Origin of the sequence: Pontimicrobium sp. SW4 (genome assembly GCF_039954625.1) — a bacterium.
Lineage (GTDB): Bacteria > Bacteroidota > Bacteroidia > Flavobacteriales > Flavobacteriaceae > Pontimicrobium.
Map to the genome: position 1 here is coordinate 608,682 of NZ_CP157199.1, position 18,762 is coordinate 627,443.

14 protein-coding genes are annotated in these 18,762 nt (G+C 35.7%); 7 read left to right on the plus strand and 7 right to left on the minus strand.

The genetic code is table 11. The features are described 5' to 3' along the window. Window positions 1-195: 195 nt before the first annotated feature. From ABGB03_RS02900 to ABGB03_RS02930, 7 genes are all read left to right on the plus strand, one after another. Window positions 196-6,879, plus strand: a complete 6,684-nt coding sequence (locus ABGB03_RS02900) for a gliding motility-associated C-terminal domain-containing protein (RefSeq protein ID WP_347924679.1) — start codon at window positions 196-198, stop codon at window positions 6,877-6,879. Between the two features lie 31 nt (window positions 6,880-6,910). Then, on the plus strand, window positions 6,911-7,837 hold the full coding sequence (locus ABGB03_RS02905) for a type IX secretion system membrane protein PorP/SprF (protein WP_347924681.1): 927 nt from the start codon (window positions 6,911-6,913) through the stop codon (window positions 7,835-7,837). Window positions 7,838-7,847: 10 nt separating this feature from the next. Further along, window positions 7,848-9,761 (plus strand): OmpA family protein, encoded by a 1,914-nt coding sequence (locus ABGB03_RS02910; protein WP_347924682.1) that lies wholly within the window; start codon window positions 7,848-7,850, stop codon window positions 9,759-9,761. 104 nt (window positions 9,762-9,865) lie between these two features. Continuing rightward, entirely contained in the window at window positions 9,866-10,408 is a 543-nt protein-coding gene (gene idi / locus ABGB03_RS02915; RefSeq protein WP_347924683.1) for an isopentenyl-diphosphate Delta-isomerase, read from the plus strand. Continuing rightward, window positions 10,389-10,799, plus strand: a complete 411-nt coding sequence (locus ABGB03_RS02920) for a 6-carboxytetrahydropterin synthase (protein ID WP_347924685.1) — start codon at window positions 10,389-10,391, stop codon at window positions 10,797-10,799. The genes idi and ABGB03_RS02920 overlap by 20 nt, the downstream gene beginning before the upstream one ends. Window positions 10,800-10,802: 3 nt before the next feature. Continuing rightward, entirely contained in the window at window positions 10,803-11,774 is a 972-nt protein-coding gene (locus tag ABGB03_RS02925; RefSeq protein WP_347924687.1) for a type I phosphomannose isomerase catalytic subunit, read from the plus strand. Between the two features lie 38 nt (window positions 11,775-11,812). Then, window positions 11,813-12,079, plus strand: a complete 267-nt coding sequence (locus ABGB03_RS02930) for a hypothetical protein (RefSeq protein ID WP_347924689.1) — start codon at window positions 11,813-11,815, stop codon at window positions 12,077-12,079. Window positions 12,080-12,107: 28 nt separating this feature from the next. Here ABGB03_RS02930 and ABGB03_RS02935 read toward each other — a convergent pair whose 3' ends face one another. The 7 genes from ABGB03_RS02935 to ABGB03_RS02965 all read right to left on the minus strand — a co-directional run bounded on the left by ABGB03_RS02935 (window position 12,108) and on the right by ABGB03_RS02965 (window position 18,390). Further along, entirely contained in the window at window positions 12,108-12,809 is a 702-nt protein-coding gene (locus ABGB03_RS02935) for a DUF4369 domain-containing protein (protein ID WP_347924690.1), read from the minus strand. 47 nt (window positions 12,810-12,856) lie between these two features. Further along, window positions 12,857-14,125 (minus strand): DUF819 family protein, encoded by a 1,269-nt coding sequence (locus ABGB03_RS02940; protein ID WP_347924692.1) that lies wholly within the window; start codon window positions 14,123-14,125, stop codon window positions 12,857-12,859. Window positions 14,126-14,247: 122 nt separating this feature from the next. Continuing rightward, window positions 14,248-16,440: a DUF5916 domain-containing protein gene (locus ABGB03_RS02945; protein ID WP_347924694.1), complete on the minus strand. Its 2,193-nt coding sequence runs from the start codon at window positions 16,438-16,440 to the stop codon at window positions 14,248-14,250. 78 nt (window positions 16,441-16,518) lie between these two features. Next, complete coding sequence (locus ABGB03_RS02950) at window positions 16,519-16,677, minus strand: Arc family DNA-binding protein (RefSeq protein ID WP_347924695.1); 159 nt, start codon at window positions 16,675-16,677, stop codon at window positions 16,519-16,521. Between the two features lie 10 nt (window positions 16,678-16,687). Then, on the minus strand, window positions 16,688-17,191 hold the full coding sequence (locus ABGB03_RS02955) for a DUF1648 domain-containing protein (RefSeq protein WP_347924697.1): 504 nt from the start codon (window positions 17,189-17,191) through the stop codon (window positions 16,688-16,690). 154 nt (window positions 17,192-17,345) lie between these two features. Then, on the minus strand, window positions 17,346-17,528 hold the full coding sequence (locus ABGB03_RS02960; protein WP_347924699.1) for a hypothetical protein: 183 nt from the start codon (window positions 17,526-17,528) through the stop codon (window positions 17,346-17,348). 1 nt (window position 17,529) lies between these two features. After that, window positions 17,530-18,390: an SPFH domain-containing protein gene (locus tag ABGB03_RS02965; RefSeq protein ID WP_347924701.1), complete on the minus strand. Its 861-nt coding sequence runs from the start codon at window positions 18,388-18,390 to the stop codon at window positions 17,530-17,532. Between the last annotated feature and the right edge of the window lie 372 nt (window positions 18,391-18,762).

Sequence of the window (18,762 nt, forward strand, 5' to 3'; positions counted from 1 at the left end):
GTTTAGAACAATTATCAATTTATGTAAGAATAATTTTGCATTTAACAGATAAACGTATATATTTGTATTTCATCGTAAAAAAATGTTTTTAATCGATGAAATAAATGTCAATTGTTAATCAACATATTAATTAGAACAATGAAAATTTTTACTAAAACCTTACAGAGGTATGGATATACCTCTGTAATCTGTCTAATGACATTAATACTCGGAACAAATAGTATTAGTGCTCAAGACATTCCCGATACCGATAGCTCAGCTAACTGTGCAGTTTGTGCACCAACAGGTTGGGCAGTTATTACTGGTACACCAGATATATCCAACAGGGATATAGCTGCTGCTTCTGGAACGGCAGGAGGAGGTAGCGTATGGACAAATGCGCCTCTGCCTTTACCTCCAAATGGACATCAAAATTGGATTTCACTTAGAGATTTAGGAACAGGTTATCCTGAAGAAATTGTCGGAACAAATATGACAGGATTAATTATTGGCGAAGTATATGAGGTGAATATATTTAGTCTTACAGCATTATCTGCTTATTCTCCCAATTATATTGATGAATTTCACTACTCAATTAGTGGTGGAGCTAGACAAACAGTTACTGGGATTACGCAAGAATCTTGGGGATTAAATAGAGTTAGATTTACAGCTACTGCTGCATCAATGACTTTTGATCTTTATCCAGGATTTAATGCATCTCCAGGTTATTCTTCAAATCATGAGTCAGTGCAATTATCTATAGAGGTTGTGAGGTTAGTTCCAGATTCTGATAATGATGGAATATTAGATGAAGATGATATAGATGATGATAATGATGGAATATTAGATTTAAATGAATATGTTGGTTTAGATCCTGATGCTGATGTTGATGGAGATGGTTATCCAGCTTATTTAGATGATGATGATAATGATGTTGGAGTCCATAATGCTGACGGTGTTGTAAACCCTATATACGACTTAGATGGAGATGGAATTCCTAACCATTTAGATGATGACTCAGATGGAGATACATGTAAAGATTCAATTGAAGCTGGACATACGGATCCAGATGATGATGGCTATTTAGGTAATTCACCAGTAACAGTCAATGGAGTTGGTCAAGTAACAGGGCAAGGAGGTTATACAGGAACAACATCAGATGTTACTACAGTAAATTCAGCGCCAGAAGCAGGAACAGATGGTACATTAACCATTTGTGAAGGCGATACAGTAACAGACGCACAACTATTTGCAGAGTTAACAGGCGCGGATACAGGCGGAACCTGGTCACCAGCATTAGCAGGCGCAGGAACATATACATATACAGTTACTTCATCTTGTTTTAATGATACATCAGAAGTAGTAGTTACTGAACAAGCAGCACCAGATGCAGGAACGGATGGTACATTAACCATTTGTGAAGGCAATACAGTAACAGATGCACAACTATTTGCAGAGTTAACAGGTGCAGATACAGGCGGAACCTGGTCACCAACATTAGCAGGTGCAGGAACCTATACCTATACAGTAGCTGCAACAGCACCATGTACAGGAAACGACATATCAGAAGTAGTAGTTACTGAACAAGCAGCACCAGATGCAGGAACAGATGGTAGTTTAGTTATATGTTCTGGAGATACTGTAACTGAGGCACAATTATTTGCTTCGTTAACAGGCGCAGATACAGGTGGAACCTGGTCACCAGCATTAGCAGGCGCAGGAACCTATACCTATACAGTAGCTGCAACAGCACCATGTGCAGGCAATGACACATCTGAAGTAATAGTAACTGAGGATAATACTTCTGATACAGATGGCGATGGAGTCACGGATTGTCATGAATTAAATCCACCAGATGGTGAAACACCAACCGATCCAACCGATCCATGTGATTTTACAGCAAGCGATATTACTTTAACAGTAACGGCAGTAACCGATTGTGATGGCGATGGCGAAGACAGTACGACCGATCCAGACGATCAAGATCCATGTGTAGGCGGAACATTAGCCAATGTAGACTTAAGCAATACGACCTCAATGTGGGCAACAGCCGATTGTGATGGCGATGGAGTCACGAACTTAGACGAAGTAGATCCAGATGGCGATGGTACACAAGGTCCAGGCGATACCGATCCAACCGATCCATGTGATTTTACAGCAAGCGATATTACTTTAACAGTAACGGCAGTAACCGATTGTGATGGCGATGGCGAAGACAGTACGACCGATCCAGACGATCAAGATCCATGTGTAGGCGGAACATTAGCCAATGTAGACTTAAGCAATACGACCTCAATGTGGGCAACAGCCGATTGTGATGGCGATGGAGTCACGAACTTAGACGAAGTAGATCCAGATGGCGATGGTACACAAGGCCCAGGCGATACCGATCCAACCGATCCATGTGATTTTACAGCAAGCGATATTACTTTAACAGTAACGGCAGTAACCGATTGTGATGGCGATGGCGAAGACAGTACGACCGATCCAGACGATCAAGATCCATGTGTAGGCGGAACATTAGCCAATGTAGACTTAAGCAATACGACCTCAATGTGGGCAACAGCCGATTGTGATGGCGATGGAGTCACGAACTTAGACGAAGTAGATCCAGATGGCGATGGTACACAAGGTCCAGGCGATACCGATCCAACCGATCCATGTGATTTTACAGCAAGCGATATTACTTTAACAGTAACGGCAGTAACCGATTGTGATGGCGATGGCGAAGACAGTACGACCGATCCAGACGATCAAGATCCATGTGTAGGCGGAACATTAGCCAATGTAGACTTAAGCAATACGACCTCAATGTGGGCAACAGCCGATTGTGATGGCGATGGAGTCACGAACTTAGACGAAGTAGATCCAGATGGCGATGGTACACAAGGCCCAGGCGATACCGATCCAACCGATCCATGTGATTTTACAGCAAGCGATATTACTTTAACAGTAACGGCAGTAACCGATTGTGATGGCGATGGCGAAGACAGTACGACCGATCCAGACGATCAAGATCCATGTGTAGGCGGAACATTAGCCAATGTAGACTTAAGCAATACGACCTCAATGTGGGCAACAGCCGATTGTGATGGCGATGGAGTCACGAACTTAGACGAAGTAGATCCAGATGGCGATGGTACACAAGGCCCAGGCGATACCGATCCAACCGATCCATGTGATTTTACAGCAAGCGATATTACTTTAACAGTAACGGTAGTAACCGATTGTGATGGCGATGGCGAAGACAGTACGACCGATCCAGACGATCAAGATCCATGTGTAGGCGGAACATTAGCCAATGTAGACTTAAGCAATACGACCTCAATGTGGGCAACAGCCGATTGTGATGGCGATGGAGTCACGAACTTAGACGAAGTAGATCCAGATGGCGATGGTACACAAGGTCCAGGCGATACCGATCCAACCGATCCATGTGATTTTACAGCAAGCGATATTACTTTAACAGTAACGGCAGTAACCGATTGTGATGGCGATGGCGAAGACAGTACGACCGATCCAGACGATCAAGATCCATGTGTAGGCGGAACATTAGCCAATGTAGACTTAAGCAATACGACCTCAATGTGGGCAACAGCCGATTGTGATGGCGATGGAGTCACGAACTTAGACGAAGTAGATCCAGATGGCGATGGTACACAAGGTCCAGGCGATACCGATCCAACCGATCCATGTGATTTTACAGCAAGCGATATTACTTTAACAGTAACGGCAGTAACCGATTGTGATGGCGATGGCGAAGACAGTACGACCGATCCAGACGATCAAGATCCATGTGTAGGCGGAACATTAGCCAATGTAGACTTAAGCAATACGACCTCAATGTGGGCAACAGCCGATTGTGATGGCGATGGAGTCACGAACTTAGACGAAGTAGATCCAGATGGCGATGGTACACAAGGCCCAGGCGATACCGATCCAACCGATCCATGTGATTTTACAGCAAGCGATATTACTTTAACAGTAACGGCAGTAACCGATTGTGATGGCGATGGCGAAGACAGTACGACCGATCCAGACGATCAAGATCCATGTGTAGGCGGAACATTAGCCAATGTAGACTTAAGCAATACGACCTCAATGTGGGCAACAGCCGATTGTGATGGCGATGGAGTCACGAACTTAGACGAAGTAGATCCAGATGGCGATGGTACACAAGGCCCAGGCGATACCGATCCAACCGATCCATGTGATTTTACAGCAAGCGATATTACTTTAACAGTAACGGCAGTAACCGATTGTGATGGCGATGGCGAAGACAGTACGACCGATCCAGACGATCAAGATCCATGTGTAGGCGGAACATTAGCCAATGTAGACTTAAGCAATACGACCTCAATGTGGGCAACAGCCGATTGTGATGGCGATGGAGTCACGAACTTAGACGAAGTAGATCCAGATGGCGATGGTACACAAGGTCCAGGCGATACCGATCCAACCGATCCATGTGATTTTACAGCAAGCGATATTACTTTAACAGTAACGGCAGTAACCGATTGTGATGGCGATGGCGAAGACAGTACGACCGATCCAGACGATCAAGATCCATGTGTAGGCGGAACATTAGCCAATGTAGACTTAAGCAATACGACCTCAATGTGGGCAACAGCCGATTGTGATGGCGATGGAGTCACGAACTTAGACGAAGTAGATCCAGATGGCGATGGTACACAAGGCCCAGGCGATACCGATCCAACCGATCCATGTGATTTTACAGCAAGCGATATTACTTTAACAGTAACGGCAGTAACCGATTGTGATGGCGATGGCGAAGACAGTACGACCGATCCAGACGATCAAGATCCATGTGTAGGCGGAACATTAGCCAATGTAGACTTAAGCAATACGACCTCAATGTGGGCAACAGCCGATTGTGATGGCGATGGAGTCACGAACTTAGACGAAGTAGATCCAGATGGCGATGGTACACAAGGCCCAGGCGATACCGATCCAACCGATCCATGTGATTTTACAGCAAGCGATATTACTTTAACAGTAACGGCAGTAACCGATTGTGATGGCGATGGCGAAGACAGTACGACCGATCCAGACGATCAAGATCCATGTGTAGGCGGAACATTAGCCAATGTAGACTTAAGCAATACGACCTCAATGTGGGCAACAGCCGATTGTGATGGCGATGGAGTCACGAACTTAGACGAAGTAGATCCAGATGGCGATGGTACACAAGGCCCAGGCGATACCGATCCAACCGATCCATGTGATTTTACAGCAAGCGATATTACTTTAACAGTAACGGCAGTAACCGATTGTGATGGCGATGGCGAAGACAGTACGACCGATCCAGACGATCAAGATCCATGTGTAGGCGGAACATTAGCCAATGTAGACTTAAGCAATACGACCTCAATGTGGGCAACAGCCGATTGTGATGGCGATGGAGTCACGAACTTAGACGAAGTAGATCCAGATGGCGATGGTACACAAGGCCCAGGCGATACCGATCCAACCGATCCATGTGATTTTACAGCAAGCGATATTACTTTAACAGTAACGGCAGTAACCGATTGTGATGGCGATGGCGAAGACAGTACGACCGATCCAGACGATCAAGATCCATGTGTAGGCGGAACATTAGCCAATGTAGACTTAAGCAATACGACCTCAATGTGGGCAACAGCCGATTGTGATGGCGATGGAGTCACGAACTTAGACGAAGTAGATCCAGATGGCGATGGTACACAAGGCCCAGGCGATACCGATCCAACCGATCCATGTGATTTTACAGCAAGCGATATTACTTTAACAGTAACGGCAGTAACCGATTGTGATGGCGATGGCGAAGACAGTACGACCGATCCAGACGATCAAGATCCATGTGTAGGCGGAACATTAGCCAATGTAGACTTAAGCAATACGACCTCAATGTGGGCAACAGCCGATTGTGATGGCGATGGAGTCACGAACTTAGACGAAGTAGATCCAGATGGCGATGGTACACAAGGCCCAGGCGATACCGATCCAACCGATCCATGTGATTTTACAGCAAGCGATATTACTTTAACACAAACTGGAGACTATTTATTAGCTGATTGTGATGGTGATGGTGTAACAAACGGTGATGAGTTAAATCCACCAGATGGTGAAGATCCTACCGATCCGACTAATCCATGTGATTATCATGCATCAGATATTACTACTACAGTAACTTATACAGGCAACTGTATTGGTAGATTAGCTGTGGTTAAATCTGCTTCTGTTTCAGGAACTAATCTTGGTGACACAATAACATATACTATTACTGTTGAAAACACAGGAGATGTTGTATTAACCAATGTTTCATTAGTAGATACATTCCTAGATGCTAATGGAAACCCTATAGCATTGACTACAGAACCTTACTTTATGAGTTCAGATTTAGGAAGTACTGAAGGGACTTTATTAGTGGGAGAAATAGCAACTTATATGGCTGACTTTGTTATTACTCAACAAGCAATTAATGCTGAAGGAGTTAGTAATAGTGTTGTTGCTAATGCAAGAACACCAATTGGAGATGTTGTTAATGATACTAGTGATGATGGAGATGATTTAGATGGTAATACTGAAGATGATGAAACAGTTACTCAATTAGGATGCTTAATCATCTATAATGAATTCTCACCTAATGATGATGGTGTTAATGAAAATTTTGTGATTGGATGTATTGAAAATTATCCAAATAACACATTAGAAGTTTATAACCGTTGGGGTAATATTGTTTACAAACAGAAAGGTTATTCTAATAATTGGAAAGGTACTTCTAATGGTAGATCTACTATTAATTCATCAGATAAATTACCAGCAGGAACTTACTATTATATCCTAGACTTAGGAGATGGTTCTAAGCCAAAAAATGGATGGTTATATATAAACAGATAAGAAAGAAAGATTTCAAAAAAAATAAAATAAAATGATACAAAAATCATCATTATTAAAAGGGTTAATCATACTTGTATTTACATTTATGATTAACGAAAGTTTTGCACAACAAGACCCTCAGTTTACACAATATATGTATAATACAATGAGTGTTAATCCAGGATATACAGGACAAAGAGAAGTATTGAGTATAACAGGTCTATACCGTACCCAATGGGTCGGTATAGATGGTGCTCCAAAAACCCAAACACTTAGTTTACATACACCTTTAAAAAATGAAAGAGTAGGTATAGGGTTTTCTATTGTAAATGATCAATTGGGACCAGCAAGTGAAACTTATTTTGACGCGAATTTTTCATATACAGTTCCTGTAAATGAATCTGGAGCTAAATTGTCATTTGGACTTAAAGGAGGATTTCATTTATTAGATACAGATTGGAGTAAAGGAAGATATCAAAATCCGGATACAGCATTTGAAGAGAATTTAAGTCTGTTTTCACCAACAGTTGGAGCAGGAATGTATTTGCATTCTCAAAAGTGGTATTTAGGGTTATCTGTTCCTAATTTTATTACTACAGAACATTATGACGATTTTCAAGAATCTATAGCAGCCGAGAGATTACATTATTACTTAATTGGAGGTTACGTCTTTGATTTAAGTGAAAGTGTAAAATTAAAACCAGCATTTTTAGTAAAAGCAGTTTCAGGATCCCCATTAATTGCAGATTTATCAGCTAATTTATTGTTTAATGAGAAACTATCTTTAGGGTTAGCATATCGTTGGGACGATTCGTTTAGTGGTTTAGCAGGGTTTCAAGTTAGCGAAGGTTTATTTATTGGATATGCCTATGATTATACGACTACTAATTTAAATAACTATAATAGTGGTACACATGAAATTATGTTACGATTTGAATTAAAAAAAGTAGGCAAAATTTTATCACCTAGATTCTTCTAAAAAAGCAAACATGAAAAAAAGAATATATATAATAGCAGCTATAAGCACATTTGTATTTAATGTTGCATACGCTCAAAAGGGAAAAATAAATAATGCTCAAAAGCAGTATGATAAATTGTCTTATATAAAATCTGTAGATGCGCTTTTGAAAATTGTAGAAAGTGGAAATTCATCGACAGAAGTTCTTAATAACTTAGCTAATGCTTACTATTTTAATGGTATGATGGAAGAAGCTTCTAATTGGTATGGAGAGTTGTTTTCTAAGAACGAAGATGTAGAAGCAGAAAATTATTTTAGGTATGCGCAAGCATTAAAAGCTCAAAATAAATATAAAGAATCTGACAAGGCAATGCAACAATTTGTTAGCTTAAAGCCTGAAGATTCAAGAGCAAAAGCATTTATTAATTCCTCTGATTATTTAAATGTTATAGAAAAATTATCAGACGATTTTAAAGTAGAAAACTTAAGCTTGAATACTAAGTATTCAGATTTCGGAACTTCATTTTATAAATCAGGAATATATTTTGCATCTTCAAGAGGTGAAGGGAAGATATATAATTGGAATGAGCAACCTTTTTTAAATATTTATAGTATAAACGCTTCAAATGTGCTTGAAATAAAAGGAGATATTAATACACAATACCATGAGTCTTCAACAACATTTTCTAAAGATGGTAAGACCATGTATTTCACTAGGAATAATTATTTTAATGGAAAGTTTAAAAGAAACAGTAAAGATGAGCACAGCTTAAAAGTTTATAAAGCTTCATTAATTGATGGTAAATGGACTAATGTTACACCATTGCCTTTTAATAACGATGAATATAATGTAGCACATCCAGCTTTAAATAATGATGAAACAAAGCTTTACTTTGCTTCAGATATGCCTGGAACGATTGGAGGTTCAGATATTTTTGTAGTTACAATTAATGAAGATGGTACTTATGGAACCCCACAAAATTTAGGTTCTAAAATTAATACAGAAGGAAGAGAAAATTTCCCATTTGTAAGTAACAACGGAACTTTATATTTTTCATCTGATGCTCATGTAGGATTAGGCGGATTGGATGTTTTTGAGTTTCCTAATATAGACAATATTTCTAGCTCTAATGATATTCCTTATAATGTTGGCAAGCCAATTAATAGTCCAAAAGATGATTTTGGATATATCATTAACGAAGAAACTAGAAAAGGTTATTTTTCATCAAATAGAGAAGGAGGAAAAGGAGACGACGATATTTATAGCTTTACAAGAAATGTTTGTAAACAAAACGTATCTGGAACTGTAGTTGATGTGGATACAAATGAAATTATAGCGAATGCAAATCTCACTATTTATGATGAGAATAATAATGTAGTTGAAACATTAATATCTAATGCTAATGGTGCTTTTTCAACAGATCTAGTGTGTAAAGACATGACCTATAGAGTTACAGCATCTAAAACAGATTACAGTAGCGATGAAGAACAATTTAAAGTACACTCTAAATTAAGAGAACCTGTTGATTTAAAATTGAGTTTAAAAGCAGAACCAAAAGCAGCTGAAATCGGAACAGATTTATTCAAACTACTCAATTTAAATCCAATTTATTTTGATTACGATAAGTCTAATATTAGACCAGACGCTGAAATAGAATTAACAAAAATCATAAACTATATGAATGAATTTCCTTCTGTAAAAGTAGATGTAAGATCGCATACAGATTCAAGAGGAAAAGATGCTTATAATTTAGCACTTTCTAATAGAAGGAATAAATCTACCGTTAAGTATATTGTAGAAAAAGGAGGGATCTCTAAAGACCGATTAACTGGAAAAGGTTATGGAGAAACTCAATTAGTAAACAAATGTAAGAATGGAGTGAAATGTTCTAAAGAAGAACACCAAGAAAATAGAAGAAGTGAATTTATTGTAATAGCTAATTAACCTTAGCGATATAAAATAGTTTAAGAGCATTCAATTATTGAATGCTCTTTTTATTTTATGAAATCATTAGTGGAATTTAAAATTTTACTTGGTATTTTTGTGTTATGAGCGAAGAGAAAGTAATTCTAGTAAATGAAAACGATGAGCAAATAGGCTTAATGCCTAAAATGGAAGCACATGAAAAAGCTGTTTTGCATCGTGCCTTTTCTGTATTCATATTTAATGATAAGAATGAATTGATGTTGCAACAACGAGCATTAAGTAAATACCATTCTCCTGGACTTTGGACGAATACCTGTTGTAGCCATCAACGTGATAGTGAAAGTAATATAGATGCTGGAAAACGTCGTTTACAAGAAGAAATGGGTTTTGTTACAGAGCTAAAAGAAACCATATCATTTATTTATAAAGCCCCTTTTGATAATGGTTTGACTGAACATGAATTAGATCATATCATGGTTGGTCATTTTAATAGTGAACCAAACATTAATCCAGATGAAGTTGAATCTTGGAAATGGATGGATTTGGAAGATGTAAAAGTTGACATGGTTTTGCACCCAGAGCTTTATACTGCTTGGTTTAAAATTATTTTTGATAAATTCTACGAACACATAAATTTAGTTGACAATGAAGGTAACCGTAAGTAGAAAAGCACATTTCAATGCAGCACATCGATTATATAGAAAAGACTGGAGTCACGAAAAAAACGATGAAGTTTTTGGAAAATGTAACAACCCAAACTTCCATGGTCATAACTATGAGTTAATAGTAAGCGTTACAGGTGAAATTAGTCAAGAAACTGGCTATGTAATTGATATGAAAGTGTTGAAAGATATTATTAGGAATGAAATAGAGGACGCTTTTGATCATAAAAATTTAAATATTGAAGTTCCAGAATTTAAAGATCTAAACCCAACAGCCGAAAACATAGCTGTTGTTATTTATAACAAGATTAAACCAAAACTTGACACATTGTTGGATTTAGAAATAACACTCTACGAAACACCTCGAAACTTTGTAACCTATTCAGGAAATTAATTAATGAGAAACCATTTATATCCAATTAAATTTCACCCAATATTAAAAGAAAAAATTTGGGGAGGTGAAAAACTTAAAACAATTCTCAATAAAAAAAGTGATGCAAAGAATGTTGGGGAAAGTTGGGAACTTAGTGATGTTGATGGAGATACATCTATTGTCTCAAATGGAAAGTTAGAAGGTTCTTCTCTCAAACAATTACTATCTACTTATCAAGAAGAACTCATTGGAAAAAAGAACTTTAAGGTTTTTGGAGAAAAATTCCCGTTACTTATAAAGTTTATAGATGCTAAAGAAGATTTGTCTATACAATTGCATCCAAATGATGAATTGGCTGCAGAGCGTCATAATTCGTTTGGTAAAACCGAAATGTGGTATGTGATGCAGGCAGATGACGATGCAAATTTAATTGTTGGATTCAATCAAAAAATAACACCTGAAGTTTATTTAAAACATTTACAAGATAAAGCGCTTACCAAAATTTTGAATTTTGAATACGTAAAGAAAGGCGATACTTATTTTATTGAAGTTGGTCGTGTACATGCCATTGGAGCAGGAGTGATGTTGGCCGAAATACAACAAACAAGTGATATTACTTATCGTGTCTATGATTGGGATAGAACAGATGATGAAGGGAATGAAAGAGAATTGCATAACGATTTAGCTATTGATGCCATCGATTTTAATATGAAAGATGATTTTAGAGTATCTTATAGTAAGCAAGAAAATCAAACTAATAAAATGGTTTCTTGTCCTTATTTCACAACAAATTTTATTCATCTTACACAAACAATTAAAAAAGAGAATCATTACGATTCTTTCATAATATATATATGTGTAGATGGAGAAATAAATATAAATAGTAAAGGTTTTTCTGAAACAATTGCGAAGGGAGAAACTGTTTTGATTCCCGCTGCCTTAAAGCAATTTGAATTAGAATCAAACAATGCAAAACTTTTAGAGGTTTATGTGTAAAATTCCGTAATTTTGCAGAAATTAATTTTTATTATAAAATGGCAAACGTTAGAAATTTAAAAAAGGATATAAACTACGTTCTTGGAGATATTATTGAAGCAGTTTATTTTTGGGAATATGAAAATACAGATAAAGACACTAAAAAAAGTGAAGCTGTAATTGATGAAGCAATTGAAACTTTTGACGATTTAATTGCAAAGGTAAATGATAAAAGTGTTGAAGATAAGAAAGCACACTTTAAAAGTATAAATCAAGAGCTCGAGTCTAAAGGACGAGCATTAATTGAAAAAATCAATAGACTATAATAAAAAAGGCGCTTTTAAAGCGCCTTTTTTATTGTTTGTCTTCCTCTTTACGTTGTTTAATAAACTTATCTAGTTCTAAACCATATTTAGAATTTGCCACATGTTGTGGTAATGCTTTATATATAGTGTCTAAAAACTTGGTGTTAGCATCATAAATTTCAGATATAGCAATATAAGGAGCCACTTCACTATCTTTATTATTTATAGCAAAATTAATAGCGTATAAGTATTTACGCTTAAGTAAGCTATTAGCTTCAGCTGTTTTTGCATTAGCTTCAGCTGTATCTCCACTCACTTGTGCTTCTAATTTGGCTTTAATAATATCTAAATTTTTATTATTGAATTGAGAAATCATATTTTTAAACTCAGTGTATTTCTCTTGTTGAGAAGATCCTTTGATAGTATGTTTAAAAGGGAAATCTTTTAGTGTTGCATTAATTTCGGTAATACCTTTATCAGCAAAAAAAGCTATTCTTGATTCTTCTGAACTATTTTTATCTAACATTAGTAATAGTACTTCAGGCTCTTCAAGAGTGCTTTGTAATATAAAAGATTGTTCGCCATTAATAACCATCGAATCTAAAACAACTAAAGAAGAATCTTTTAGCTGTTGAAGGTAAACAGTTCCTTTTTTTAAACCTTTAATAGTTCCAGTAACTGTTAAATCGGCTTCTTTTTTACCGCAAGAAATAATAGTAAGTGCTATTAATAAAAATGTGAGTTTTTTCATTTATAAAAAATTATGTCGGCAAATATCTTATATTAATTTATTATATACTAACCAGCAGCAGCTATTTTCATTAGTTCTGCACATAATATTGCTCCATAAGTTCCAACAACATATCCAAATACTGCTAATAATGCACCAACAGTGGCAAGCGATGGATGAAAAGCTGCAGCTACCACAGGTGCTGAAGCGGCTCCACCAACATTTGCTTGACTGCCTACAGCCAAAAAGAAATAAGGAGCCTTAATGATTTTTGCAACCAAAATTAATAGTCCTGCATGTATCGCCATCCAAACTAATCCAATTAAGATTAAACCAGGATTTTCAAAAATTTTACCTAAATCCATTTTCATTCCAATGGTCGCCACAAGAATATATATAAATACACTTCCAATTTTACTTGCTCCTGCACCTTCATAATTTTTTGCTTTCGTAAATGATAAAAGGATACCTATCAGTGTAGCTATACTTATTAACCAAAAGAAACTACTACCAAATGATGATAAAGCACTTTTTGGATTACTCACAGCTTCAAAGTTGTCATTTAAGAAAGTTGAGATTTTTTCTGAACCAAAGTGTGCAATTCCAACAGCTGTAAAAGCAAATGTTAGAATAATAATTAAATCGGTTAGTGAAGGGTTTCTGGTTATTTTATCAGTAAATTTTTGCACTTTATTTTGCAATTCATCTATGGCCGAATTATCAGCTTTAAGCCATTTGTCAATTTTTTTACGTTTTCCAATTCCAAGTAAAATAATAGCCATCCAAATATTAGCCACAACTATATCTACTAACACCATGCCTCCATAAAGCGTTTGGTCGTACTCATAAATTTCTAGCATAGCAGCTTGATTGGCACCACCACCAATCCAACTTCCAGCCAGTGTTGCTAACCCCCTCCAAACAGCTTCAAATCCAGCTCCTCCAACTGTTTCTGGTGAGAAAGTTGAAATTAATAAAATAGCTAACGGACCACCTACAATGATACCTATAGTTCCTGTAAAAAACATAATTAAGGCTTTCCAACCTAGATTAAAAATTGCTTTTAAATCAATGCTAATAGTTAGTAATACTAACGAAGCAGGTAATAAATAACGGCTTGCTACAAAGTAAGTTTGAGTAATATCAGCCGAGATTAGCCCTAAGGAATTGAATATTGCTGGAATCATATAACACATCAATAATCCAGGAATAATTTTGTAAAACTTATTCCAAAATCCTGTTTTTTTTGCTTCCGTGTAAAAAACAAAGCCTAGAGAAAGCATTAATAGCCCAAAAACAATTGCGTCATTTGTGAAAAGAGGTGACGTATTTTCCATTTATAGTTAGTTTTATTATGCCGTAAAATAAGAAAATAAAACGTTCTTTAAGGTTTGAGTAAATAAAAAAGTACCATTTTTAAATTGAAAATGATGCTTTTTAAGGTTGATTGTAAAAATAATTAGATATTAAGCCAATAGGTTAATTTAACATTAAAAGATCGTACTCTTGGAGCAAATATGTTGTCGGTAAAATAGTTGTCATTATATACTACAAACAAATCTGATAAAGGTGCGAAACGCCATTGTAAACGTGTGTTGATACTAAAGTTATCTCTTTGGGTACTATATTGTATAAAGGTTGCCCAAAATATATTTTTGTTGAAGGTGACGTCAAACTTTGGACCAATTAACCAAATTGATGCGTCTGGATATGGATTTGGTAAATTAATTTTATCGTAATTTACTTGGATAGATGCTAAAAAATATGGTTGTAACCTCCAAGACATTGTTCCTCCAAGAGAATACTTTTTACCATTATAAAATTGACCTATAGATGGTTGTATGTTAAAAGATAATGCCTTACGTTGATCTGACCTATAGCTAGCTTCAAAGCTTGTGTAATGATAACCTTTATTTCCTGGAAGTGGAATTCCACCATCTGTTCTTGTAGGATCAAAGCTATCATAAAGATGTGTAAACCGATTAAACATTTGTAACTCTATGTTTGATGTGTTTTTCATTTCGGCTTTCCAACTAGTTACAATTGTATGATCGGATTTTTCGAAGTCTAATTCTGGTCTCCATAAATAGAATGGCATAACTGTAATACTATGCTTCTGTATGGCTCCTGTTTTTGGCCAAAATACGCGTTCAATTTTTGGACTAATTTTAAAAACATCTGTTCGTCTAATAAAACCTAAATCGGATCTAAAATTATCGCCAACATAAATAGCTCCAAAGCTTAAATTCCAATTTTTACTATTATATTCTGTTGTTGCTCCAGAAGAAATATCTTTTCCACTAGTATCTGGCGAAAACGATTTGTGGAAAAAGTATTTACCAATCCATGTGTTGTCTTCTGATGCTAGTCGGTAGTCTAGGCCAAAAACACGATTGTATTTGTCTTCATTTGCTAAAAAATCATAATCTTTTGTTGCTTGTTTATTAATAAACATGAAACTAATGTTAGAACGATTAAAGAGTTTATGTTGTGCAGTGATTACTGCATTATTTGTGGCTGGAATTTCATTTGCTACGTCTTCAGCGGTTTGCATATTTAAAATTCCTAGTCGTAAATTATTACTTATTTTTCCGCTAAGGCGAGCTCCAGCAATAATATCATTTTCTATGCTATTTCCATCTACATCTCTTGCAATACCTATGCGTCTTGAAAAGAAAGGATTAGCGTCTCTGTCATTTCCAAAATCGGCAAATAAATCGCTATTTTCTATAAAAAACTGCCTTCTTTCAGGTAATGATACTTCAAATCTTGTTAAGTTGGTGACTTGTTGGTCGACTTCAACTTGAGAAAAATCAGGGTTAACCGTAAGGTCAAGATTCATACTATTACCAATAGTCATTTTTGCATCACCACCATATTTAAAATCTTCAGTTGTGATTCCGTTTTCGTAATCTTTCCCAATTAAACCATTAACATATGGAATAATTGAAATTGGTGTTTTTGAATTACCTAAGGGCTTTTCAAAAATCATGTCTCCCATATAGGCCAAACTAAAAATTGGTTGATTTTGAGGAATTTGCATCCAAGTATTACGTTCGTTAGCTTGGGTATCGAAATGATAACTATTAAAACGCCATTTGGTTTCTCCTTCACGATATTTGAACGCCGAAAATGGAATAATCCATTCAACGGTATAATAGTTATCATGTACTACAGTTTCACTTCGCCATTTAGTATCCCACGCACCATTAAAGCCGCGTAATTCATTACCACCTCCAGACAGTAATATTTCACGTTGCACTCCAGCTGGATTTGTACCAAATATAAATGCGTTTGTTCCGTCATTAAATGTGTCAAACATTAAGGTAATGTTATCACTCCCTCCAGCTCTAAAATCACGACGTAATGATGGAATCACAAAGTTGTTTGAAGGCGCATTGACTTTCATACCAATATATAGGTTGGTATCATCAAAGAGCATTTTTATATCAGCTTGTTGAGTTGCTTGTAACGAATCTGTCGGAAAATATTGCCAGAAATTTGTAGCAGATTCAGCATCATTCCAAACGGATTCTTCTAAGTTTCCATCTAGAACAATTGGTGTGTCTATATATTTAACGGTAAATGATTTGTTTTGACTAAATCCAATAAAGACGGTAAATAAGGCGAATAATATGAAGGTTTTTTTCAATGTAAATCTTGGTTGGTTAGCATAAAATTAAAGGAATAATTTTTAATACTAATACAATTGAAAAACTTTATGATTGTTTTAAGATTCTTTTGGTTCTCGTTTTGCGTCTTTAAGGCTTTGCATAAGCATCCATTCTATTTGACCATTGGTACTCCTAAACTCATCGGAAGCCCATTTCTCAATAGCTTTTAACATATCTTCATTTACTCGCAATGCGAAAGCTTTCTTTTTCGCCATTTCTTCTTCTTTATTTATTCATTTTTTTCATGTACACTATAAGCACAATAGGTAATATAACACTTATACCAATGACAACAGGAACAAACCAGGTTCCGAGATTAAATTGTTTGCCAAAGGCTGATTCTACTATCATATACGTTACATATGTCATTAAAAGTACACAAAGAAAGTTTACTACTCTTAGAACGCGTGTGCTAAAGCGGTAATTTTTTAGCGCATTTTCTTCTGTTATGTTTACCATATAATTATGCATATGTGGATATTTATTCAAAATAAATAAGCCAACATATATAACTGTAGCAATCACTGGAATAATCCAAATTGTTAGCTTGTTTCCATAACCATCTGGTTCTCCAGTACCATTAAAATGTGTAGCTATAGTATCTGGAAGGTCAAAGTAATTTATAATACAATAGCACCACATTAAAATGAGCAATGTGATTGAGATAAGTTCAATAACAATATCTACTGTTTCAAAAGATACTTTTATACGAGGTCTTTTATTGTTCATTATCTATTTTTATTACGTTCAAGTGCAATGAAGAAGGTGCTTTATGCCGTATGTGATACAACCCAACCTTCTCTTGCATATTGATTAAAAGTATTTCTAGCCTCTGATTCTTATCTTTTAAACTCTAATCTTTGGGCTATTACTTTATATACTTTTATAAACTATTATTATCTTGTTTAATATAGAATACGGCAATCAATATACCAATTATTGATCCTATCATGGAACCATATACAATACCAAGTGCAATATTATTAACTACGACTCCAAATGTTGTTCCTATGCTTGATCCTAATGCACTGCCTATAGCAATACTATATACTTGTTTTTTATTCATTTTAGTGATTTAAAGTACCAGTATTTAATACAGGTGATGCATCTTTATCGCCGCAAAGTATTACCATTAAGTTGCTAACCATAGCTGCTTTGCGTTCTTCATCTAGTTCAACAATTTGTTTTTTTCCTAATTCTTCTAATGCCATTTCTACCATACTTACTGCACCTTCAACAATTTTATGTCTTGCAGCGACTATTGCTGTTGCTTGTTGGCGTTTTAGCATAGCATTTGCAATTTCTTGAGCATACGCTAGATAACCTATGCGAGCTTCAAGAACTTCAATACCTGCAATAGATAAGCGTTCGTCAATTTCTTTTTCTAATGCTTCACTAACTTCATTGACACTTGAGCGTAAAGTGATATCTTCTTTGTGTCCTTCATCAGCAAAATTATCATAAGGATACATACTAGCTAATTTACGTACCGCAGCATCAGTTTGTACACGGACAAAGTTTTCAAAATTATCTACATCAAAAGCTGCTTTGTATGTGTTTTGAACGCGCCATACTAAAATAGTACTAATCATTACTGGGTTACCTAGTTTATCATTTACTTTAAGGCGCTCACTATCAAAGTTACTCGCTCTTAACGATATTTTCTTTTTGGTATAAAAAGGATTAACCCAATAGAAGCCATTTTTTTTCACTGTTCCAACATATTTTCCAAAAAGCAGCAAAACTCTTGAATTGTTAGGCTGAACCATTATAAATCCAGGAGCAATAAAAATAGCTGCTAATACAGCAAAAGCAGGCCAAGGACTTTGCAAAGCAATTGCTGAGACTATGCCTCCAAAAAACAAAACTAAAAATGCAAACAACATTAGGTAACCATTAGCTGGGACAATAATTCTCTCTTCTTTCATGATATTTAAATTAAATGATATTAAAATGATATCATAAAGATATATAAATAAATTTATTTAACAAAATCTTTTTAAATATTAATTTTTGGCATGATGATTGAATAAGTATAAATGTTACTACATATAAGTTTTTAAAAGTGTGGTTACTTTAATAAAACGTAGTAACAATTTTTGGTTGGTTAGTAGAAAAGCCTCGTATCTATCTAGAACGAGGCTTTTTCAGTTTATATAACATAATAAATAAGTAATACTAGTTGTGCATTTCATCGATAAAATGGCTATTTTAAACGATAAATGTTAAAATTATATGTATTTCATCGAATTAATAATGTTGTTTGACGATAATTTAAATATTAATTTTACATTTGGTGT